The organism is Streptomyces sp. ME02-8801-2C (assembly GCF_033793965.1).
Lineage (GTDB): Bacteria > Actinomycetota > Actinomycetes > Streptomycetales > Streptomycetaceae > Streptomyces.
In genome coordinates this window covers 1-22850 of record NZ_JARAXP010000027.1, presented here as the reverse complement: position 1 = coordinate 22850, position 22850 = coordinate 1, and the positions used below count along the sequence as shown (strand labels likewise).

The window sequence follows — 22850 nt, the reverse complement described above, 5'->3', positions numbered from 1 at the left end:
TGAAACCTGCTCGGACAGGGGCCCTGTCGCTCCCGGCCAGGGGCGGCAGGGCCCGTCCGCTTCGTTCTGGCACTCTCTCCGCACGTGAGACGCGCCACAGGAACACCAGGTAACACGGGGTTCACATTCGAGCAACGACCGGGAAATCGCCTGTTGACAGGCTCGCGGGTATCAAAGAGCGGCGCCTCAGTGCCGCAGCGCCGCAGCACCCGCAAGTGCGCCTAGAGACACACCCGAAGGATGGTCCCGTGACCTTCAAGGCTGAGTACATCTGGATCGACGGCACCGAGCCGACGGCCAAGCTCCGCTCCAAGACCAAGATCCTGGCCGACGACGCCAAGGGCGCCGAGCTGCCGATCTGGGGCTTCGACGGGTCTTCCACGAACCAGGCCGAGGGGCACTCCTCGGACCGCGTGCTCAAGCCGGTCGCCTCCTTCCCGGACCCGATCCGCGGCGGCGACGACATCCTCGTCATGTGCGAGGTCCTCGACATCGACATGACGCCGCACTCGTCCAACACGCGTGCCGCGCTGGCCGAGGTCGCGACGAAGTTCGCCGCTCAGGAGCCGATCTTCGGCATCGAGCAGGAGTACACCTTCTTCGACGGCTCCCGTCCGCTGGGCTTCCCCGAGGGCGGCTTCCCGGCCCCCCAGGGCGGCTACTACTGCGGTGTCGGCGCCGACGAGATCTTCGGTCGCGAGATCGTCGAGGCCCACCTGGAGAACTGCCTCAAGGCCGGTCTCGCCATCTCCGGCATCAACGCCGAGGTCATGCCGGGTCAGTGGGAGTTCCAGGTCGGACCGGTCTCCCCGCTGGAGGTCTCCGACCACCTGTGGATCGCCCGCTGGCTGCTCTACCGCACCGCCGAGGACTTCGGCATCTCCGCCACCCTGGACCCGAAGCCGGTCAAGGGCGACTGGAACGGCGCCGGTGCGCACACCAACTTCTCCACCAAGGCGATGCGCGAGGGCTACGACGCGATCATCACCGCGTGCGAGTCCCTCGGCGAGGGCTCCAAGCCCCTCGACCACGTCAAGAACTACGGCGCCGGCATCGACGACCGCCTGACCGGTCTGCACGAGACCGCCCCGTGGAACGAGTACTCGTACGGCGTCTCCAACCGCGGCGCCTCGGTCCGTATCCCGTGGCAGGTCGAGAAGGACGGCAAGGGTTACATCGAGGACCGCCGTCCCAACGCCAACGTCGACCCGTACGTCGTGACGCGGCTGATCGTCGACACCTGCTGCTCGGCGCTGGAGAAGGCCGGCCAGGTCTGAGTTTCAGCTGATCCAGGATGATCGTCCCGGATAGTGAGAAGGGGTGTCCACCTCATGGTGGACACCCCTTCTCCGTCTCTCCCCTTCTCTGCTTCAATGGACCCATGGCCAGCTTCCAGAAGTGCATCGCGACAGGTCGCCACGACCTCGAGCCCTTCTGGCCTTCCCGCCAGCACCACGACTTCGACCGGGTGTGTTGTCGCGCGATGAACGCGTCGGCCCTCTAACACCAGCCGTACGGCCCCTCTGACGCCGTACCTCTCGGTCTTCGGCCCACGCGCACGACGTACGTCCCCGACGAACTCCTCGCGCGAAAGAGCTGACCTGCCATGGCGACCACTCGTACTTTCTCCCCCCTCTCTCCTCTCGCTCCCCTCTCCCCCAGCACCTCTGCCCGGGCCCGGCTGCGTGCCGTCGACCGGGACGAGGTGATCGACGTCCCGGACTTCCTGCCGCCGGGGGCCACCTGGCTGCCGGCTCCCCCGCACACCCTGCCCACGCTGCCGGGCCAGCCGCCGATGGTCGGCTACCTGGTGCTCGTACCGGCCGACCAGCAGCCTCCCGTACTGCCGTTCGCGCTCCCGGCGCCCGAACCCGCCTCGGCCGCCCCCGAGGTGGCGCGTGGCGACGGCGACCGTCCCCTCGTACGTGTCGACGACGTGCAGCGCACCGCCGAGGTCGACGGGCGTCCACTGGACCTCACGTACCTGGAGTTCGAACTGCTCGCCCACCTGGTCGCCCACCCGGGCCGGGTGCACACCCGCGACCAGCTGGTCACCACGGTGTGGGGCTACGGGCATGTGGGGGACGGCCGTACCGTCGACGTCCACATCGCCCGACTGCGCCGCAAGCTCGGCGCGGAGCACCGGCAGGCGATCCAGACCGTACGGCGGGTGGGCTACAAGTACACGCCCCCGACCGCCCGTTGACCGAACCGAGCGTGCGCTGACCGGTCGCCCGTACCGGGGGGTGGGGCTGACACCACCCCCTTGTACGGGTGTTCGGTCCCGTGACCCGGCAGGGTGCGCTCGGCGAGACTGACCGCATGGATGACGCCGGCGCCGACACCCTCTCCGCGCGAGTTCACCTTCGGGTTCGGGTTCGGGTTCTGGACCGGGTTCGCACGGTCGTGGTCGCCGGGGTGCGGGCCCTGTTGCTGGCCGTCGCCTCGCTCGCCGTGTCGACGCCGCTCCTCGTGCTCTTCCTCGTCTCCCTCGCGCTCGTGCCCGTCCTGGGGCTCGGTCTCCTCACCACTCCCGTGGTCGTCAAGTGGGTGCGGGCGTGGGTCGACTGGCGGCGGCTGGTCGCCGTGCGGTGGGGTGGGGTGCGGATTCCTCCCCGGCACCGGGTGCCGTCGGCGGACGCGGGGCGGGGGGCGCGGGTGCTGCGTGATCCGGCGACCTGGCGGGAGTCGGCGTGGCTGCCGCTCGACGCGCTGCTCGGGTCGCTCACCGCGCTGGTACCGGCCGCGCTGCTCTTCTATCCCCTCGAGGGGTTCGCGCTGGCCCTCGGGGGCTGGCGGGTGTTCACGGACGGGACGTACGTCGGCTGGTGGTACGGGTTCGTGCCCATCGGCGGGCAGGGCAGCGCGCTCGCCGCCGGCGCCCTGGGGGCCGTACTCCTCGTCTCCTCCTACTGGCTGACGCCCCCGCTGCTGCGGTTCCACTTCCTGTCCACCCGGGCGTTGTTGGGCGGCGAGCGCGATGAACTGGCCGCGCGGGTACGGGTGTTGACGCAGACACGCAGGGACGCGGTGGACAGCTCCGCCGCCGAACTCCGGCGTATCGAGCGGGATCTGCACGACGGTGCGCAGGCGCGGCTGGTGTCCGTGGGGATGGATCTGGGGACCGCCGAGGCGCTGATCGAGAAGAACCCGCGGAAGGCACGGGAGTTGCTCGCGCGGGCCCGGCAGTCCTCCGCCGACGCGCTCGCCGAGCTGCGCGACCTGATTCATGGCATCCATCCGCCGGTGCTCGCCGAGCGTGGACTGGGCGACGCCGTACGGGCGTTGGCACTGCGGCTGCCCGTCGACACCGAGGTCACCGGGGACGTGGAGGACGGCCGGGCGGACGCGCCCGTCGAGTCGGCGGCGTACTTCGCGGTGAGCGAGGTACTGACCAACGCCGTCAAGCACTCCGGCGCCGAGCGCGTGTCGGTCGACGTGCGGTATGCGGACGGCTCGCTGCGGATCGCCGTCCGCGACGACGGGCGGGGCGGGGCACGGGTCGGGGGCGGGTCGGGGCTGGCCGGGGTGGAGCGGCGGCTCGGTACATTCGACGGCGTCCTGGCCGTCAGCAGTCCGGTTGGCGGTCCCACCACGGTGACCATGGAGATTCCTTGCGAGTTGTCCTAGCCGAAGACCTGTTCCTGCTGCGTGACGGACTGGTCCGGCTGCTGGAGGCGTACGACTTCGAGATCGCCGCGGCGGTGGAGACCGGCCCCGAGCTGGACCGTGCGCTCGCCGAACTGGCCCCGGACGTCGCCGTGGTCGACGTACGGCTGCCGCCGACGCACACCGACGAGGGGCTGCGGTGCGCGCTGCGGGCCCGCCGGGCGCGGCCGGGGCTGCCGGTGCTGGTGCTGTCGCAGCACGTGGAGCGGCTGTACGCGCGGGAGTTGCTGGCCGACGGGGACGGCGGGGTCGGCTATCTGCTCAAGGACCGGGTGTTCGACGCGGAACAGTTCGTGGACGCCGTACGACGGGTCGCGGCGGGCGGTACCGCCATGGATCCGCAGGTGATCCGGCAGCTGCTGGCGGGGCGGGCCGGGGACGGCCGGCCGCTGGGGCGGCTGACGCCCCGGGAGCTGGAGGTGCTGGAACTCATGGCCCAGGGACGTTCGAACGCGGCGATCGCCGGGCATCTCGTTGTCACGGAGCGGGCGGTCACCAAGCACACGTCGAACATCTTCGCCAAACTGGGACTCGAGGTGTCGGACGACGACAACCGGCGCGTCCTGGCGGTACTCGCCCATCTCGACCAGGGGCGTTGAAAGCACGCCAAATTCGGAGATATCCGTGCCCCGGCCGAACACTTGCCGTAAGAGATCCGCAACTCCCGGTATCCCCGGCGGAGTTGAGGATGAATTGTCCTACGAATCTCTCATCAATTTCTGAGGCGGCTGAACACTCCTGAGGTCCTCCTCGTAATGGATGGCGCCGCTTCACTCCTGTCGGGCGCCTCGATAGCCCCGCAAGGAAGCCAGAGGAGTTCCATGGGACGCAATGCACGTAAACGACGCTCACCACTGGCCGTTCGCGCCGTGGCCGCATCCGCGGCCCTCGCGATCGGTGGTGGTGGACTTGTCTGGGCGAATTTCTACGCCTCCGCACATGAGGAGAACGGCGCCCAGAACCAGACCAAGGCCGCCGCGGCGCAGATCGCCACGATCGACTGCCCTGACGTGGGCCAGAAGCTCACGAACGTCCCGGCGGGTGCCCGCGCCGGTGTGGACAGGGAGCTCGCGAACCTCGACACCCAGATCACCGAGGCCTACGCCCGTCTCGCCTCCACGCGGCAGGCGCAGGCCGGTGACCCGGGCTTCGTGCAGAACGCGATCGTCGGTCCGCTGAAGGACAAGCGCTTCGCGGCGATCGACCGGATCCGGATCAACATCCAGCGGGCCGGTGGTTCCGGGGCCGACAACCTGGGGCAGCTCGCCCAGTGCACCGGTGTCGCGGCCGCGCCGCAGACCAACGCCGGCCAGGGCCAGGGCAACAACAACCAGGGCAACGGCCAGAACAACAACGGCAACCAGAACAACGGTGGCCAGAACAACGGCCAGGGCCAGAACAACAACGGCCAGGGTCAGAACAACGGCCAGGGCAACAACGGCCAGGGTCAGAACAACAACGGCCAGAACAACGGTGGCCAGAACAACGGTCAGGGCCAGGGCAACAACGGCCAGGGCCAGAACAACGGCCAGGGCAACAACGGCCAGGGCCAGGGCCAGGGCAACGCCGGTGGCGGTCAGGGCGGCAACGGCCCGGTGGCTGCCGACTTCGTCGACATCACCCAGGTCCAGGGCAACGCCCAGCTGGGTGTGGGCCAGAACGGCCTCCCCGCGAACGGCAACAGCGGCTCGCGCGGCTCCTTCACCACGAAGTGCGGCACCAACGGGAACGACAACCACAACACGGACAACGTGATCGTCGCCCCCGGTGTCAGCAACGGTGCTCACCACCTGCACGACTACGTCGGCAACCAGAGCAACGACGCGTTCGCGAGCGACCAGGAGCTGGCCGCGGCTCAGACCAGCTGCCAGAACCAGGGCGACAAGTCGTCGTACTTCTGGCCGGTGCTGCGTCTGCAGGACGGTTCGCAGGACTTCGACCAGAACAACGACGGTGGTGGCAAGGAGGGCAACGTCGGCAAGATCCTCCAGCCGGCCCAGGCCCAGCTGAAGTTCGTCGGCAACAAGACGGGCAACGTCGTCGCGATGCCGACCGCCCTGCGCATCATCACCGGTGACGCGAAGGCCTTCGTCAACGGCAACGCGAACGCCAACGTGAACTGGAGCTGCACCGGCTTCGAGAACAAGGTGCAGCTGAAGGACAAGTACCCGATCTGCCCGCAGGGCAGCCAGGTGGTGCGCACGACCAACTTCCAGAGCTGCTGGGACGGTCAGAACATCGACAGCGCCAACCACCGCACCCACGTGGCCTTCGTCCAGGGCAACGGCCAGTGCGCCAACGGCTTCAAGGCGATCCCCCAGCTCCAGGTCCGTCTGGTCTACAACGTCCCGGCCCCGAAGCTGCAGAACGGAACGGTCGTGAACCCGTACGCGGTGGACACCTTCCCGGAGAACCTGCACAAGCCGATCACCGACCACAACGACTTCATCAACTTCTTCTCCGTGAACACGATGAACAAGATGGTCAACTGCATCAACACCGGCAAGAAGTGCCAGTAGTTCCACCGGTGGACCACCGATGGTGGTCCACCTGAGCTCCACCTGAGAAAGCCGGTGGCGGGTTCTCCCGCCACCGGCTTTCTGTTGTGCTTCCCGCGGGTTCAGCCTTCGTGGCCGGCGGAGTGGCTCGCCTCGGCGCCGGCGCCCGCGTGGTGGTCGGCGCCCACCTCGGTGGTCCCGCCGAGCTTGCCCTGCAGCTTCGCGATCACCTTCTGGTCACCGACCGCCGTCCACTTGCGGCCCAGGAGGTAGAACCCGCCGTAGTCCTTGGCCCCGTTGATCCACTCGCGCTGGCCTCGGTCGGTGGCGTAGGTCAGGAGCAGGAACTTGCCGTAGGTGCTGGTCTTGCAGGCCGCCTGCCGGAGCTCGTCCGCGTCGATCTGGATGACGGGCTCGCAGCCCGCCTCGCTCGCGATGTGCTCCAGGCTGCCGGTGGCGGCGACCGGCGTGGCGTCGATCTCCGCGCCCGCACGGTCGCTGTCGCCGCCCGAGCAGCCGGTCAGGGCCAGCGCCGCCACGGCTGTGACCGCGGCAGCCGCGAGCTTCGGTCGCGTCACCATCATCTGTTCTTCCTCCGGTCCGTTCGGCGCCGACATCATTCTCGGCCCATGCCGCGGGAGACTCCGTCGAGGAGCCCTCCCTCTCGATACGGCTGCCGGGCACAGACCACTCAATCAGGGAACGGGCGTGCGAGAGTGGGCAAGTGAACGCAGACTGGGAAGAGCGTGTGGCCGCCGCCTGGGCCACCATCGACGACTACGACGAGGAGCACGGGGCGGACTTCCGCGCCCTGATCGACACACTCGTCGCCGAACTGCCCGCCGACAGCCCCCTGGCCCCCTTCGAACAGGCCTCCGCCTGGGACTCGACGGGCCACTCCGACCGAGCGGTACCGCTCTACCGGGAGGCACTCGCGCTCGGGCTGAGCGAGACCAGCGGCTACAAGGGACGCCGCGCCAAGATCCAGCTGTCGAGTTCGCTGCGGAACATCGGCCAGGCCGACGAGGGCGTCAAGCTGCTCACACCCGAACTGGACGCCCCCTCCGACGAGTTGGACGACGCCGTACGGGCGTGCCTGGCGCTGTGCCTTTCCAGTCTCGGCCGCGACCGCGAGGGTCTCTCGCTCGTCCTCGGCGCCCTCGCTCCCCATCTGCCGCGCTATCAGCGGTCGATGGCGAACTACGCACGGCTGCTGACCGACCCCGGGGAGTAACTCCCGCCAGGGCGAGGTGACCATCCAACGATTCGCTCGTTCTGCTGAACGTGCAGTCACAGGATGTCGCCTTCAGCCCCGCCACCGGTAAGAGCGCCAAGGGCCGCCCCGTCGTCGACGTGGAGCAGGCCGAGGCCGCGCTCGTCGAGCACTACCCCCGGCTCGTCCGGCTCGCCTATCTGGTGCTGCCGCCGAGCCTGGGCCTGGGCCGCCGTGTCCTGACCGCGCACGCCCTCACCCAGCGCGCGCTGCCCAGGGGCCGCACGGCCACGCCGGTACTGCCGAGCCAGTCGAAGGGCCGTGCGGGCGACCCCGGTTACGCGCTCGTCCGCCTCCAGGTGCTGCGTACGGCACTCGAGGCGGGGCGGCCGTGGCGGGGCCGCACTCTGCCGAAGCGGTCGCAGCTGCCGCTGCTTCCCCAGGTGTGGGGCCTGCGGCTCTTTCCCCGGTCCGGTGGCGCCGAGGAACTCGCCCTGGACCAAAGGCTGTCGGCGCTTTCCGGCCCGGCCAGGGCCGCGTACGTCCTGCGCGGTCTGGAGAAGCTCGCGGACTCCGACGTACGCACGGCGCTGGAGGCCGCCGGGGTCGACCGGCCGATCGACGCGCTGCGGGAGGCGGACGAGGTGCCGGCGCGGTACGCGCTGCTCGAGTCCGCGGAGTTCGACGCCTGTTCGCTCCAGGCCCGCCCCACCGACCTGATGCGGCGCAGGCAGCACCTGAAGGCCGCGCTCGTCGCCGCCGCGGCCGTCGCGGTGTGCGGCACGCTGCTCGGTCTGCCGGGCGACGGCTGGGCCCCGAACGGTGCCGCCGCCCCCGCGTACGCGCAGAACCCGGCCGCCGAAGCCGCCCTGGATCCGGCCCGGTTGTCCCTGGTACCGGCCGCCGCCTGGAAGTCCTCCACCCGCACCGACTTCTCCGTCTGGCCCGCGCGCGGCGACCTGACCGGCGACAGCGCGCTGCTGCGCCGCGCCCTCGCCGTCTGGGCCCGCCCCGGCGAGAGGGTCCTCGTCTCGGCGACCCCGGGCACCCCGTCCGGCGGCCCGGCCGGCCCGCCCCAGCTGCTGTACGCGGGCACGGTCGACGCGGCCCGCGTGGTGATCCTGTACGACGGTCTGCGCATCGCCCGGTACGCCGAACCGAGGGACGGCACCAGCGGGGCCGCCCTCGACTTCGCCCGCGTCGACGGCGCGAGCGGCGCCGAGGCCGACGCGGTGGTCCTCGACCGGGCCGACGGCAACGTCCGCTATCTGACGGCCCCCTGGGTGCTCAGGACGGAGATGCGGGACCTGCGCAGGCCGGCCGCGACGCCGATCGACCTCGGGCTGAAGGACGGGGTGAGCGGGCCGCTGGCCAGCCCCGTCGCACAGAAGGGCGCCTGCCAGTCCTGGAACACGCTCCAGGTGACGGTCGCCGGGGGCACCCCCCGGCTGCTGAGCGACCTCGCCGAACTGGTCCCGGCGCACCTCACCACGGGCCGCCCGGCCTCCCTTCGCGAGGCCTCGGCTCCGGACGCGCTGGCGAGGTGGTCGCCGTTCGCCTGCTCCCTCGCCGCCATGCACTCCCAGGGCGTGCGCTCCGTGAACGCCTGGCTGTACGCGCGTCAGCCGATGCCCGACGCGAGCGGCGTCGCCGACTGGGTGTGCACCCGCGCCGAGACCTGGCGGGGCGACGGGGCACAGGTACTGGCCCAGTTCCACACGCCGGGCGGCCAGTACGGGGCGGTAGCGGCGAAGTCCGCGAACACGCCGGCCTGCGGCCCCCGGGACCCGAACGTACTCGCCGGCGTGCTGTGGAAGTCGGGGGCAGGCGAGTGGTACATGCTGGCCGCCGGCGCGGAGAACACCGCGACGATCACGGCAACGGGCGGAATGAGCGCATCCAGCCGAGGATCTCTACTGACGGCGAAGACCCAGCAGGGAACCCAGGCCGAGCTGAAGGGGACACTCAAGGACGGCCGCCAAATCTCAGGCCTGCGGTAAAGCGCCCCATAGGGGCGCGGGGAACTGCGCGACAAGCCCCCACCGCCCCGCGGACGACAAACAACCCACCCTGCGGAGCGCCTCGCTGACACTCACGTCAACAAGCCCTCGCACAAGGGTTCCCCCACCCCCTACCCCTCAGTACATTGACGCCATGTCCAACCCACCGCACATACGCCTCAAGGCACGCAAGGTGTCCTTCTCCTGGAAGGACACCCCGCTGCACTGGGTACCCGGGGACCCCTTCACCTCGCACACCATCAACGTGCTGCACATGCTGCTGCCCGCCGGTGAGCGGTGGTTCGTGCACGTGTACAAGCAGGTGCTGCCCTACATAAGGGACGAGCGACTGCGCGCGGACGTCCTCGGGTTCATCGGCCAGGAGGCCATGCACTCCCAGGCGCACGACGAAGTCCTCCCGCATCTGCGGGAGTCGGGGCTCGACCCGACGCCGTACACCGCCCAGCTCGACTGGATCTTCGAGAAGCTGCTCGGTGACCGGTTCCCCCTGCCGGGCCGCCGGGCCCGCGAGTGGTGGCTCATGGAACGGGTCGCCGTCATCGCGGCCATCGAGCACTACACGGCGTTCCTCGGCGACTGGATACTCAACGCGTCGGAGCTCGACCGGCGCGGCGCCGATCCGACGATGCTGGACCTGCTGCGCTGGCACGGCGCCGAGGAGGTCGAGCACCGGTCGGTCGCCTTCGACCTGTTCACGCATGTCGACGGGGGCTACGGGCGGCGCGTGCGGACCTGGCTGACCGGGCTGCTGGCGATGTTCTTCCTGTGGCAGCGCGGGGTGCGGTTCTTCATGGCGAACGACCCGGCCCCGGGCCTGAGCAAGCCGACCTTCCGGGGCTTCTACGTGCGCGGGAAGCGAGGTCTGCTGCCGTCGACCCCGGCCATGCTGAGGTCGGTGCCGCGCTATCTCGCCCGTGGCTATCACCCCTCCCAGGAGGGCTCGACCGAGCAGGCCGTCGCCTATCTGGCCTCCTCCCCCGCTGCCGTCGCCGCCGACAGAGGCGCCGCCTGATGGCCCGACCGCTGGCTCTCGCGCTCACCGCCGGTGCCGCGCTGCTCGCGCGGCGGGCCGTGCGCCGCCGGATCGAGGGTTCGCCGCTGTGGCCGCTGCCCGCGCTGGCGGAGCCCGTCTCCGGACGGCCGCGTTCACGGGCCCTGCGGCTGACGGTCGCCGCGCACGAGACGGTCGCCGAGAAGGTCGTACAACTTCGGCTGGAGGGACGGGAGTTGCCGGGCTGGGAGCCCGGCGCGCATCTCGACCTGCTGCTGCCGTCGGGGCTCGTACGGCAGTACTCGCTGTGCGGGGACCCGGCGGACACCTCCTCGTACACCGTCGCCGCGCGGCTGGTGCCGGACGGGCGCGGGGGTTCGCGCGAGGTGCACGAAGGGCTGCGGGCGGGCATGACCGTGGAGGTGCGCGGCCCGCGCAACCGCTTCCCGCTCACCCCGGCCCCTGCGTACGTCTTCGTGGCGGGCGGTATCGGCATCACTCCGATTCTGCCGATGCTCCGGGCCGTGGACGCCCAACCCGGCCTGGAATGGCGGCTGTTGTACGGGGGCCGCAGCCGGGCCTCGATGCCGTACCTCGCGGAGATCGAGAAACTGGGGGCCGGGACCGACCGGGTCCGCGTCGTCGCGGAGGACGAGGACGGGCTGCCCGACCTGGACGCGCTGTTCGCGGGCGTGGCGGCGGAACTGCCCGAGGGCACCGCCATCCACTGCTGCGGCCCCGAGGCACTGATGGCGGCGGTCGAGGCGAGGATTCCCGAGGGCGCCGTACTACGTACGGAGCGCTTCACCCCGCGTACGTCGATCGGGGACGACCAGGCTTTCGAGGTCGAACTCCGGCGCAGCGGGCGGACGTTGACGGTGAGCTCCGACTCGAGCGTGCTGGCCGCCGTACGGGCGGAGTTGCCGGACACCGCGTACTCGTGCGAGCAGGGGTTCTGCGGAACCTGCCGGCAGCGGGTGCTGGCAGGGGAGATCGACCATCGTGACGAGCTGCTGACCGATGCCGAACGGGCCGACTCGATGCTGATCTGTGTGTCACGGGCACGAGGCGGTCCGCTTGTGCTGGACTTGTGAACACCCATGGTCGGACCCGCCCATTGGGGGCCGTATCCGATCGGTAAGGTGTTCGCATGACAACCGGGGTTCGCCGCAGAATGGGAGTCGAGGAACGCCGGCAGCAGTTGATCGGCGTCGCCCTCGAACTGTTCAGCCGCCGCTCGCCCGACGAGGTCTCCATCGATGAGATCGCGTCGGCCGCGGGCATCTCGCGCCCACTGGTCTATCACTACTTCCCCGGCAAACTCAGCCTGTACGAGGCCGCGTTGAAGCGTGCGTCGGACGATCTGGCGGGCCGGTTCGTGGAGCCGCAGGAGGGTCCGCTGGGGGCGCGGCTGCTCCGGGTGATGCGCCGGTTCTTCGACTTCGTCGACGAACACGGTCCCGGCTTCGCGGCGTTGATGCGCGGCGGCCCGGCGGTCTCCGCCGACGAGGTGCGCGCCAACAGCTCCCCGACGACGAACGCGCTCATCGACGCCGTACGCCAGGCCGCGTACGTCCAGATCCTGTCGCATCTGGAGCTGGAGGTCGAAGAGGCGCCTGCCCGGCTCGAGTTGGTGATCCGGACGTGGATATCGCTCGTCGAGTCGACCGCGCTGATCTGGCTGGACGGGCGGCGCGTGCCGCGCGCCGAGCTGGAGGCGCAGCTCGTGCACGACTTCGCGGCGCTGGCCGCCGTGAGCGCCGCCTACGACGAGGAGATGGCCGGACTGCTGCGCCGGATGCTCAAACAGGAGCCCGCCGACGGTCCGTTCAGCGATCTGGTCGCACGGCTCATCTCACTCGCGTCCTAGCCCGCATGACCCGTCCGACGGGTCAGTTGTCGAACTTCCGGTAGGAGTCGTCGAGTTCGCGGACCTCGACCGAGGCGTGCAGGGCGAGGTCCGCGACCGGCTTCACATGGGCGCGCACCAACTCCAGTACGGCTTCGGTCAGTTGGTTCTTCGTCTCGGTGGTGCGCCCGGTGAGCATGCCGATCCAGACGTGCACGATCGCGTGGCCGTCGCTGTCCGCCCCGACGGTGGCGTCCTCGGTGCGACGGAACTGTGTCTTGCACGCCTCGGGCTTCGCCTTCGCCGTGGCGACGACCTCGTCGTGCAGCGCGAGCGCGAACCCGCGCCGGTCGAAGGCCTCGGCCAGCGAGTCCGAGTAGTCGACGGTGATCTGCGGCATGGAAAATCCCCTGTTCTAGGGCTTGTGGGACGGCACGGCCACCACACCCTAACCGGAGCCCTGATCGGCCACCCTCAGTGCCAGCATCGCGATGTCGTCCTCCCGGTCATGGCCGAAGGAGACCAGCAGCGTGTCGCACAGGGCGTCCAGGCCGGGCAGCGCGCCGGAGGCGGCGGCGCGGAGGTGTTCCAGGGAGTCCGCGAGGTCGGTGCCCCGGGTCTCGATCAGACCGTCGGTGACCATGAGGAGCCGGTCGGTGGGCTCGAGGAACAGTTCGGTGGGCGGCGGATGGGCGAGGCCCACGCCGAGCAGCGGGCCCTCCGCCTTGGCGTAGTCGGCGCCGCCGCCGTCCCGGATGATCAGCGGCGGGATGTGGCCGGCGTTTGCGATACGGGTGCGTCCGGTGGCCGGGTCGACAAGCACCAGGCAGACGGTGGCCGTGACCTCGGGGTGGTAGCGCAGAAGCATCCGGTCGAGCCGCTCGGCGAGCACGGCCGGGTCGCTCTCCTCGACGCAGTAGGCGCGCAGCGCGTGCCTGATCTCGACCATCACGGTGGCCGCGTCCAGCGAGTGTCCGACGACATCGCCGACGGCGGTGAGCACGCCGTCGTCGGTGCGCAGGGCCGCGTAGAAGTCGCCGCCGATCTCGGCGTCCCGGGACGCGGGCACGTACCGCACGACGACGTCGATGCCGGGGAGCTCGGGCAGCCGGTCGGGGCGGGGCAGGAAGCTGTGCTGGAGGGTGAGGGCGACATGGCGCTCGACCTGGTACATGAGCAGCGGTTCGGCGGCGAGGACGGTGGCCTGGGCGAGCCGGGCCACCAGGGACTCCTTCTCGGGGCTCACTCTGCGCATCCCCCGGGTGGGCGTGGCAAGGCACACCGAGGCGCGGCCGTCCTCGGTGGGGATCAGCACCAGTCGTGCGTCGTGCTCCACGCCTGGCCGGAAGAACCCGGCGGGCCACAGGGGCGCGGGCACCGTGGTGATCTGGACGCCGCTGTGGCCCCGGGTGAGGCGGCGGAGCAGGCCCGCGACGACCCGGTGGGCGCTCTCGTCCGGCATGGCGAGCGAGGTGCGGTTGCGGGAGGTGGCCCGGTACAGCTCGTCGTCCGGGCCGAGGAAGAACACGGCGGCGGTCGAGCCGGTGAGCCGGGCGGTGCCCTCGGCGGCGGCGTCGGCGAGTTCCTGCAGGGAGCGTGCCCCCTGGATGGTGAAGACCGTCTCCGACAGGAGGGTCAGCCGTCGCGCCAGTGCCTGGTCGTCGGCCCGCAGCCGCGACGCGCGCACGGCGGCTCGCAGCACCGCGTCGATCTCCTCGGGCTCGGCCGGCACCGTCAGATGGGCCTCCCCGCCCGCGTCGAGTCCGTCGCAGCGGGCGCCCGGCGACACGGCGGAGGCCGAGAAGTGCACGACGGGCAGGCCCGCCATGTGCGGCCGGGCCTTGAGCCGGCGGCACAGCTCGGCCCCGCTCATGTCGGGCAGGTCCACGTCGACGAGGGCCACGTCGGGCAGGGTGCCCTTCCGGAGCCGTACGTCGAGTTCGGCGAGCGCCTCGTGGCCGCCGGCGACCGGGACGACCTGATGGCCGGCCCGGCGAAGCAGGGCACTCATGGCGTACCGGCCGGCCGCGGAGTCGTCCACGACGAGCACGGTGATGTCGGTGATGTCGGTCCGCTTGCCGTTGCTGTCCATCCCGCCCGCCCTTGGACACACCGGTGGGGCAGACCGGGATCCGCGTCTGCCCCACCAAGATATGCCCTTCTCAGGAGGTACGGGAGAACACCGCGACGGTCCTTGCCGGAACGGCGAACGTGCCCGATTCCCGTTCGTACGTCGCCGACCTGACGACGGGGTCGGCTCCCGCCCGCAGGACGGGGTGCAGCTCGTACGGGATCCCGGCGAGCGGGCCGACCCGCTGCTCGCTCGGCCGGGGCGTCGCGTTGAACACGATGACGAGATCGCCGAGTTCCATGGTGATCACGCCGGGTGTCTCGTCCTTGCCGGACAGCGGGAAGGACAGCTTCGACTGCACCTGGCCGGCCGTGCCGAGGGAGAAGTCGCTCTCCGTCGTACGGATTCTCAACAGGTCCCGGTACGCGGCGGACGCGCCCTCGATCTGTTCGCAGCCGACACCGACCGAGGTCAACAGGGGCTTGGCGTAGGGCCACTTGGGGGTGTTGTCCGCGGCCAGGGGCAGTCCGCGCCCGAAGCCGTTGCCGTCCGCGCAGTTCCAGTGGATGGCGTTGAACCAGTCGCCGCTGTCGTAGGAGTTGCGGTTCAGGGACTTGGAGCGCAGCAGGTCGCTGCCCGCCTGGGAGAGCGCCGGTCCCTGCGAGAGGGTCGCCGTGGCCATGGCGAGGACCTGCATACGGGCCCGGTCGGCGGCGCTCGTCGTGGCGGGCAGTTTGAAGGCGAGCGCGTCGAACAGCGACTCGTTGTCGTGCGCGTCGGCGTAGGCGAGGGCGTCGCCGGGGGCGTCCGCGTAACCGGCGGGTTGGCCGTTGTAGTCGACCTGGGCGCCGGTGACGTCCCTGCCGTCCGTGTCGGTGAAGCGGTAGGCGGCGAGGTTGCCGCTCAGGCCCACCTTGATCAGGTCCTGGTAGTGCAGGAGTCGGGCCTTCTGCTCGGCCGAAGTACCGTTGGCGGCCGAGGAGTTGGGGTCGGTGTACAGGCCGGACGCGAAGCCCTGTACGCCCGGGTCCCCGTCGAAGGGACCGCCGCCGCGTACCGCGTCACGGGCCCGGTCGGAGAAGGTCGCGATGCCCGTCCCCGCCATGTTCTTCTGGGTGGCCTGCACGAAGCGGGCGTCGTCGGCGACCTCGCCGAAGTTCCAGCCCTCCCCGTACAGGATGATCTTCCTGCCGTCGACGCCGTCCTTCTTGAGGGTGAGTGCGTCGAGGGCCTTTCTGACCGCCAGGATGTTGGCCTTCGGGTGGTGGCCCATCAGGTCGAAGCGGAAGCCGTCGACCTTGTACTCCCTGGCCCAGGTGACGATCGAGTCGACGACGAGCTTGCCCATCATGGTGTTCTCGGGCGCGGTGTTGGCGCAGCAGGTGGAGTTGGCGACCGAGCCGTCCGCGAGCAGCCGCTGGTAGTAGCCGGGGACCACCTGGTCGAGGACGCTGGTCTTCGCCTGGCCACTGGCGGGGGTGTGGTTGTAGACGACGTCCATCACGACCCGCAGCCCGTCGCTGTTGAGCGACTTCACCATCTGCCGGAACTCGACTGTGCGCCGTGTGCCGTCCGGGTCGCTCGCGTACGAGCCCTCCGGGACGGTGTAGTGGTACGGGTCGTAGCCCCAGTTGTACGCGTCCTTCGCGGCGATCTTCGCGACGCACGCCTGCTGCTGGTCGGAGTCGGGAGCGTAGGAGGACAGGTCGCAGTCGACGGTCGCCTGGTCCGCCCGCCTCTCGGGGATGGTGGCGATGTCGAAGGCGGGCAGGAGGTGCACGTACGAGGTGCCGGCCTTCGCCAGTGCGCGCAGGTGCCCCGAGCCGGCGCTGTTCTTGTCGGTGAAGGCGAGGTAGGTGCCCCTGTCCTTCGCGGGCACGGTGTCGTCGGCGACCGAGAAGTCCCGGACGTGCAGTTCCTGGATCTCGGCGTCGCGCAGGGGTACCGCCTTCGGCTTGGAGTAGGTCGTCCAGCCGTGCGGGGCAAGGGACTTGTCGTCCAGGTCGACGACGAGGCTGCGCTCGGAGTCGGTGGTCAGGGCGACGGAGTAGGGGTCGGTGACACGGTTGGTGACGATCTTGGCGACGCTCGGGGCCCACACCTTCACGACGTACCGATAGGGCTTGTTCTTCCAGGACTTGGCGCCGGTGACGGACCAGACGCCGGTGGTGCCGTTCCTCTTCATGGCGACCGTGGAGCCGTCGAGGTCGAGCTTCACCGACTGCGCTGTGGGCGCCCAGACGGAGAGCGTGGGGCGGCCCTTGCTGAACGTCGGTCCGAGGTGGGCGTGCGAGGCGCCGGCGTAGAGATCGTCGAGTACGCCCGCGAGTTGAACCCCTGTCGCCGCCAACACAGCTCCGTTCGCCGCCCGTTGAGAGGCGACGAGCTGGCCGCGCAGGGCCTCGCGGACCCGGTCGCGGTCGCGTGGGTCGACCGTCCAGGCGGTGTACGAGGCGAGGTGCGGGAACCTCGCCTTCTGGGCGTCGGTGAGGGCGGACTTGGAGAGGCGTAGCCAGCGCTCGTCGGTGCTGGTGAGCGTGCCGTCCTTCGCGGTGATCGAGCCGGTGCGGGAGGAGAGCAGTTGGGTGGAGGCGGTGGTGTCGTCGCCGTTCCAGGCCACGGTGTTCCGGTCGATCCAGATCGCCTTGGAGGTGGTCAGGTCGAGGGCCCCGGCGCTGCCCGCGGGCTGTGGGAGCAGGTACTTCTCCTGGCCGTTCAGGAGCCAGACCTCGTGGCCGTTGGCCTTGAGGTCGACGGCCTGGTCGGTGGGGAGGTCCTTCTCGTCGCCCTTGTGGAGGATGTAACTGAGGCTGGTGGCACCAGAGTTGAGCGGTACTTCGTAGACCGCGCCGTAGGCGTCGGTGCGTACCGGCGCCAGAGGCTTGGCCCAGTCGGTGGGGTTCGCTGCGCCGGACCAGACGTGCAGGCCCCAGCCGTCGTAGTCGCCGTCGGCGCGGTGGTAGTGGATGACCGCCTTGGTCGGGTCCTGTTCGGGATAGTCGGCGGTGGGCTTCTCGGTCAGGACGGCCTCCTTGCCCTGCTCGACCCAGATCTCGCCCGTCTTCGTGACGTCGATCGAGCGGTCGACGGAGACGTCCTTGGTGCCGTCCTTGTCGATGACGAGGTAACCGACGTTGGAGGCACCGGGCTTGAGCCTGACATGGGCGAAGGCACCGAACGCGTCCCGGCCGACGAAGTCGTGGCCGGCCGGCCAGGTCGTGCCCTCGCCATCGGCGATGTCGCCCCAGGCGTACAGGCGCCAGTCGGTGTAGTCGCCGTCGGCGCGCTTGTAGTGGACGATCGCGTAGTCGCGCGAGGAGGCCGTGGGGACCTCGGGGGCGGGCGGGGTGCCCGTGGTGGAGGCGGCCATGGCACTTGCGGTGCGTCCGGCGCGGTCGACTACAACCGCCTTGTAGCGCAGGGGCGTTCCGGGGGCGGTTGCCGTGTCGATGGTCTGGGTGACCCGGTAGGGCGCGTGGTCGGCGGAGCCGAGGGTCCGCCACTTGCCGTTGCCGGTCTGGGCGGCGAAGACGACACGGTTGAGCCCGCCGCCCGCGACGTCGGCGGTGATGTCGACCGTGCCGGTGGCGCCGGCGGGCGGGGCGGAGAGGGTGAGGGTGGGCTTTGCGGCTGGGGCCGGGAGCTTGCCGGTCGCCTTGAGGACGATGGCGGAGCCGGGCGGGACGGTGACGGTGATCTTCCTGTCGGTGCCGCTGGTCACCTTGGCGTGGGTGCCGTGGATGCCGCTGAAGGGCATGTCCGCCGAGCCGGTGGCGAAGGTCGCCGTCCGCGCCTCGGGCGCGTTGTTGAGGGCGACGACGTACTCGGTGCCGGACTTGGCGTCGGTGCGGGAGAAGGCGTAGACGCCGGGGCCGTCGCCGTCGGTCGCGTAGCGCTCGGTCTGGATGCCGTCGGTGAGGGCCGGGTTGGCCTTGCGCAGCTTGGCGAGAGCGCTGATCTGCCGGTAGAGCGGTGCTCTCGTGTCGTACGAGTCGCTTGCGTGCGTGCGATCCGTGCCGAGTTCGTCGTCGTCGAGGTAGTCGGCGACACGTGAGGCGAACATCGTCTGGCGGGCGTCCTTGTCGCCGCCGGCGCCGGTGAAGCCCTGCTCGTCGCCGTAGTAGACGACCGGGTTGCCACGGCTGAGGAACATCAACTCGTTGGCGAGCCTGTCCTTGGCGAGGAGTTCGGCGTCGGTGGCGTTCGGGTTGTCCTGCTCGATGAAGGTCCCGATCCGGCCCATGTCGTGGTTGCCGAGGAAGGTGACCTGCTCGTAGGCGTTGGCCTTGTCGGTCGTGTACTTGTAGTCGTCGCCGAAGACGGAGGCGAGCTTTCGCGCGCTGCCGCCCTGGGAGGCGTACGAGCGGGCCGCGTCCTGGAAGGGGAAGTCGAGCGTGGAGTCCAGGCGGCCCTGGGTGACGTACGGGGAGGTCACGGACGTGTCGGCGGAGTACACCTCACCGAACATGAAGAAGTCGTCGCGGCCGTGCCGAGCCGCGTACTTGTCCAGGGCGGTGGCCCACTGGGTCCAGAACTCCATGTTGACGTGCTTCACGGTGTCGATGCGGAAGCCGTCGATGTCGAAGTCCCGTACCCACTTCTCGTAAATCTTCTCCATCCCGGAGACGACCTCGGGGCGCTCGGTCCACAGGTCGTCGAGCCCGACGAAGTCGCCGTATGTCGCGGACTCGCCGGCCCAGGTGGAGTCGCCCCGGTTGTGGTACATCGTCGGGTCGTTGAGCCAGGAAGGGACCTTGGCGTTCTTCTTGGCGGCGGGGACGACGGGCGTGCGCGGGAAGGAGTCGGCGTCGACGGACGGAAAGTGATGCTTCCCGTCCGCGTAGTCGGCGTCGTCGAAGGGCTTCCCGTCCTTCGTCAGATACGGGAAGGCACCCTTGGAGAGGTAGTCGTAGGACTTCTGCTCGTAGTCGACGACGTCGGCGGTGTGGTTGGTGATGACGTCGAAGAAGACCTTCATGCCCTTGGCGTGCGCCTTGGAGATGAGGGTCTCGAGGTCCTGGTTGGTGCCGAAGTGCGGGTCGACCTGCGTGAAGTCGGTGATCCAGTAGCCGTGGTAGCCGGCGGAGGCGTCCGACCCGGTCCCCTGCACGGGCGCGTTCTTGAAGATCGGGGCCAGCCAGATGGCGGTGGTGCCGAGGCCCTTGATGTAGTCGAGCTTGTTGGTGAGGCCCTTGAGGTCGCCGCCCTGGTAGAAGCCCTTGTCGGTGGGGTCGTAGCCGGTGGCGAGGCGGGAGCCGGTGAGTCCACCCTTGTCGTTGCGCTTGTCGCCGTTGGCGAAACGGTCCGGGAGGACGAAGTAGAACTGCTCGCGGGTGGCGTCGTGCCGGGCCGGTTCGGCGGCGAGCCTCCTGTCGGACGGCGGTGGGGGCGGGGGTGGGGGCGAGGTGTCCGCCCCGGCGGCCAGGGGCTGGACGAGCGCTGCGGCCAACGCGGTCACGGTGACCGCAGCGACCCGGCCTGGACGGGCGGTACGGGTGGTACGAAGCCTCGGCTGCGCCGGCCATCTCGGTATCACGGACGTGGACTCCTTGCGATCGCGGCTCTTGCGGGTCCGACCCCGCGCGACCGTATCGCCGCCGAAAGGTTTACAGCAAGGGTCCTGAAAGCAATGGAAAGAATTTTCAACAGCTGGACTTGCCCGCGTAGATCGCGAGGGCGGTGTTGGAGCCGAGGGTCGCGGTGAACTGACCCGAACCGTTCACGGAGACCGTCGTGTTGTTCTGTACGTTGCAGTAGGTCCCGGCGGCCAGCGAGGTCTGGTAGGTCCGGCTCAGGCTGCTCGACTCGTGGTTGATGGCGACGAAGCCCTTGGAGCCCCGCCCGAAGGCGATGGCGTCGTTCCCGTTGTCCCACCAGTTGCCGACTGGCTCACCACGGGTGGCATTACGGAAGGCGACCATGCGCAGGATCTCCGGCCAGGCGTGCTGGCACTTCCAGCCGTCCTGCCAACAGGCGTTGACAGTACCGCCGTTGGGCGGCCCGGCGTCCGTGTCGGAGAACTCGTACCCGGAGTTGATGTCCGGGGCGCCGTACGGATACGCCAGCATGAAGACGTTGGCGAGCGTGTAGTTGGCGTTGTCCTTGTAGCTGAGCGTGCTGCCGTTGCGCTCGGTGTCGTGGTTGTCGACGAAGACACCGGCGGCCGAGCTGCTCATGTAGCCCCAGCCCTCGCCGTAGTTCTTCAGGTAGGCGAGGTTCTCGTTGTTGAAGACGCGCTTGAGGTCGTAGGCGTAACGGAACTCCTGCACATCGCCGTTGCCCGTGTACTCGGTGGGCTGGACGGCCTCGCCGCTGCCGTAGATGACCTCCTGCTTCCAGTACACCGAGGGGTTGCTCAGCCGCGTCTTGATGTTGGCGAGGTCGGCCGCCGGGATGTGCTTGGCCGCGTCGATCCGGAAGCCGTCGACGCCGTAGCCGAGCAGGGAGTTCATGTACCCGGCGATGGCCGAACGGACGTAGTCCTCGCCCGTGTCCAGGTCGGCGAGCTGCACGAGTTCGCAGTGCTGGACGTTCCAGCGGTCCTGGTAGTTGCTGATCGTCGAGGTGCAGTCGTCGAAGTCGGGCGCGGAGTACAGGCCGGGGTAGTTGTACTTGCTGTACGACGAACCGCCGGTGCCGGTGCCGCTTCCCGCGGACATGTGATTGATGACGGTGTCCACGACGACCTTGACGCCGGCCGCGTGACACGTGTCGACCATGCTCCTGAAGCCGGCGGCGTCACCGAGCCGACCCGCGATCCTGTAGCTGACGGGCTGGTACGACGTCCACCACTGCGAGCCCTGTATGTGCTCGGCGGGCGGCGAGACCTGGACGAAGCCGTAGCCGGCGGGGCCGAGGGTGTTGGTGCACTCCTTGGCGACCGAGGCGAACTTCCACTCGAACAGGACAGCGGTGACGTCCTTGGTACCGGGCGGGGAGGCGTGGGCGGCGCCCGTCGGGACGGCTAGCGCGATCGACGCGCCCGCGGCGAGGGCGAGCGCGCCGGAAAGGGTTCTTCTGGCCATGTGGGGGTCCTTCTCCGTTGAAGGTCCAGGCAAGATCTGTTACCGGTTCTTGCTGCAAGACGACTGAAAACTTTCAACAGAGCAGAAAGTACGAGCCCACTTGTTGGACGGTCAACCCTTGGGACGCTTCCTCTTCACGCGTGCACGGTGCTCGGGTGAAGTCCTCCCTCATCGCAGCCGAGGGCGCATTCGAGGAGCGCGCGCGGAGCCTGCGCAACCGGGATGCGGGAGCCAGTACCTCGACTTCTTCACACAGGACCTTCCGTCGCTTCACGACACCGACGGTGGTGACCCGGCGCGTTCCCGAAACGCTGAGGGTCAGCCGGGAAGGATTCCCTCCTGAGCTGGCCCTTCCCGTAACCTGGGACCAGCAGCAGTACGCAGCCCGAGCACGCGGAGGGGATGCCGATGACCACAGCTCCGAGCGGTGTGCCTCACCCGCCGCCTCCGTCGTCGCACCCGCTGCGGACCATTCGTGACATCCGGGAGTCCCTTCCTGAGGACCAGCGTCGGCACTTCGACGCGGAGCTGGCCGACACGGAGATCGAGGCGCTGCCCGAGATGCTGCAACGCTGGGTGACGCTGAGCAACGACGGCTTCGAGGAGTTCCTGCTCTCCCGCCCCTTCGAGGGTCTGGAGTTCGGCGCCCGCTCCTACGATGCGCAGACGGACGCCGAGTGATCTACCTGTTCGACACCAATGTCGTCGCCGAGCTCACGACCCGGGCGAAGCCTGACCCGCGCGTCCTGGCCTGGTTCCTGTCCACTGCCCGACCCAACCGCTTCTTGAGCGTGATCACCGTGGCCGAGATCGAGGTCGGCGTTGCCGCCGCCCCGGATCCCGTACGGCAAGCCCGCTACGCACAAGCCCTCGCTGCGGTACGGCACGAATTCCGTGACCGCATCGCGCCGATCGGCGAACCGGAAGCGGCCGCATATCTCACCATCCACAAGACGCTCAAGGCCGCTGGCACCAGCATTGACCCACCGGACGCCCTGATCGCCGCCACCGCTCTGGCCAACGGCTGGACGGTGGCGACACGCAACATCAAGCACATGGCCCGAACCGGGGCTCTGGTGGTCAATCCGTGGGAGCAGCAACTGTAGGTGGCCGCAGCGTCAGTGCTCCGTACTGATGTCCGTGAGGCACAGTGGCCCCGTTCACCATGGGGGGCGCGAGTGGCAGCGGCCTGCGCCAGGCCGGTGATCAGCGAAGTACTCCGTACTCGGGTGGAGCTGAGTACTTTGCGCTCTGGTCGGCCATGGGATGAGCCGGAACGCTTCAGGTATGGAACGACAACTACCGAAACCTGTTCGCCACCCTTGGGACACTCCTCTTCTCGCGCGCGGAATCTCTTCACAACAACGGGCGTTGACCCGGTCTAACTGCTGCGTCGAGGCCTGGAGCGTTCAAGGGCGGATTCAACTGGTCGTTGCAACACCTCGTCCTCGGAGGTGTTGATGGGCAGGCCAGCAGGGTGGATGGCGGCGTTGACGGGGCGTTCGCCGATGAA

The 22850-nt window shown here is 69.4% G+C and carries 17 protein-coding genes; 12 read left to right on the top strand and 5 right to left on the bottom strand.

The genetic code is table 11. From position 1 onward, the window contains the following. The first annotated feature begins 248 nt into the window (after positions 1-248). From glnII to PV396_RS41695, 5 genes are all read left to right on the top strand, one after another. Complete coding sequence (gene glnII / locus PV396_RS41715; RefSeq protein ID WP_319213586.1) at positions 249-1277, top strand: glutamine synthetase; 1029 nt, start codon at positions 249-251, stop codon at positions 1275-1277. Between the two features lie 329 nt (positions 1278-1606). Continuing rightward, positions 1607-2206: a winged helix-turn-helix domain-containing protein gene (locus PV396_RS41710; RefSeq protein WP_319213585.1), complete on the top strand. Its 600-nt coding sequence runs from the start codon at positions 1607-1609 to the stop codon at positions 2204-2206. 116 nt (positions 2207-2322) lie between these two features. Continuing rightward, positions 2323-3630 (top strand): sensor histidine kinase, encoded by a 1308-nt coding sequence (locus tag PV396_RS41705; protein ID WP_319213584.1) that lies wholly within the window; start codon positions 2323-2325, stop codon positions 3628-3630. After that, a complete protein-coding gene (locus PV396_RS41700) occupies positions 3615-4268 on the top strand; it encodes a response regulator transcription factor (RefSeq protein WP_319213583.1) in 654 nt (217 codons plus the stop codon). The genes PV396_RS41705 and PV396_RS41700 overlap by 16 nt, the downstream gene beginning before the upstream one ends. 222 nt (positions 4269-4490) lie before the next feature. Further along, a complete protein-coding gene (locus PV396_RS41695) occupies positions 4491-6188 on the top strand; it encodes a DUF1996 domain-containing protein (protein WP_319213582.1) in 1698 nt (565 codons plus the stop codon). 101 nt (positions 6189-6289) lie between these two features. Here PV396_RS41695 and PV396_RS41690 read toward each other — a convergent pair whose 3' ends face one another. After that, positions 6290-6751 carry a hypothetical protein gene (locus PV396_RS41690; RefSeq protein WP_319213581.1) on the bottom strand — a complete coding sequence of 154 codons (462 nt, stop codon included), beginning with the start codon at positions 6749-6751 and terminating at the stop codon, positions 6290-6292. A 140-nt stretch (positions 6752-6891) separates the two neighbouring features. Here PV396_RS41690 and PV396_RS41685 point away from each other — a divergent pair, with 140 nt between their 5' ends. The 5 genes from PV396_RS41685 to PV396_RS41665 all read left to right on the top strand — a co-directional run bounded on the left by PV396_RS41685 (position 6892) and on the right by PV396_RS41665 (position 12262). Then, a complete protein-coding gene (locus PV396_RS41685; RefSeq protein ID WP_319213580.1) occupies positions 6892-7401 on the top strand; it encodes a tetratricopeptide repeat protein in 510 nt (169 codons plus the stop codon). 50 nt (positions 7402-7451) lie between these two features. Further along, a complete protein-coding gene (locus tag PV396_RS41680; RefSeq protein WP_319213579.1) occupies positions 7452-9380 on the top strand; it encodes a hypothetical protein in 1929 nt (642 codons plus the stop codon). Positions 9381-9534: 154 nt separating this feature from the next. Continuing rightward, positions 9535-10413, top strand: coding sequence for a metal-dependent hydrolase (locus PV396_RS41675; RefSeq protein WP_319213578.1), 879 nt, complete (start codon positions 9535-9537; stop codon positions 10411-10413). Beyond that, complete coding sequence (locus tag PV396_RS41670) at positions 10413-11486, top strand: PDR/VanB family oxidoreductase (protein ID WP_319213577.1); 1074 nt, start codon at positions 10413-10415, stop codon at positions 11484-11486. The genes PV396_RS41675 and PV396_RS41670 overlap by 1 nt, the downstream gene beginning before the upstream one ends. 56 nt (positions 11487-11542) lie before the next feature. Then, positions 11543-12262, top strand: coding sequence for a TetR/AcrR family transcriptional regulator (locus PV396_RS41665; RefSeq protein ID WP_319213576.1), 720 nt, complete (start codon positions 11543-11545; stop codon positions 12260-12262). A gap of 22 nt (positions 12263-12284) precedes the next feature. Here the strand turns inward: PV396_RS41665 and PV396_RS41660 are convergent, their stop codons facing one another. The 4 genes from PV396_RS41660 to PV396_RS41645 all read right to left on the bottom strand — a co-directional run bounded on the left by PV396_RS41660 (position 12285) and on the right by PV396_RS41645 (position 21337). Continuing rightward, on the bottom strand, positions 12285-12641 hold the full coding sequence (locus tag PV396_RS41660; protein ID WP_319213575.1) for a 5-carboxymethyl-2-hydroxymuconate Delta-isomerase: 357 nt from the start codon (positions 12639-12641) through the stop codon (positions 12285-12287). Between the two features lie 48 nt (positions 12642-12689). After that, complete coding sequence (locus tag PV396_RS41655) at positions 12690-14333, bottom strand: fused response regulator/phosphatase (protein ID WP_319213574.1); 1644 nt, start codon at positions 14331-14333, stop codon at positions 12690-12692. Positions 14334-14403: 70 nt separating this feature from the next. Then, positions 14404-19848 (bottom strand): pullulanase-type alpha-1,6-glucosidase, encoded by a 5445-nt coding sequence (pulA, locus tag PV396_RS41650; RefSeq protein ID WP_319213573.1) that lies wholly within the window; start codon positions 19846-19848, stop codon positions 14404-14406. Between the two features lie 106 nt (positions 19849-19954). Further along, positions 19955-21337 (bottom strand): alpha-amylase family protein, encoded by a 1383-nt coding sequence (locus PV396_RS41645; RefSeq protein WP_319213572.1) that lies wholly within the window; start codon positions 21335-21337, stop codon positions 19955-19957. Between the two features lie 408 nt (positions 21338-21745). On the opposite strand from PV396_RS41645, the gene PV396_RS41640 reads away from it, so the two are divergent. Beyond that, positions 21746-22018: a hypothetical protein gene (locus PV396_RS41640; protein WP_319213571.1), complete on the top strand. Its 273-nt coding sequence runs from the start codon at positions 21746-21748 to the stop codon at positions 22016-22018. Next, positions 22015-22443: a type II toxin-antitoxin system VapC family toxin gene (locus PV396_RS41635; RefSeq protein WP_319213570.1), complete on the top strand. Its 429-nt coding sequence runs from the start codon at positions 22015-22017 to the stop codon at positions 22441-22443. The genes PV396_RS41640 and PV396_RS41635 overlap by 4 nt, the downstream gene beginning before the upstream one ends. The last annotated feature ends 407 nt before the right edge of the window (positions 22444-22850 follow it).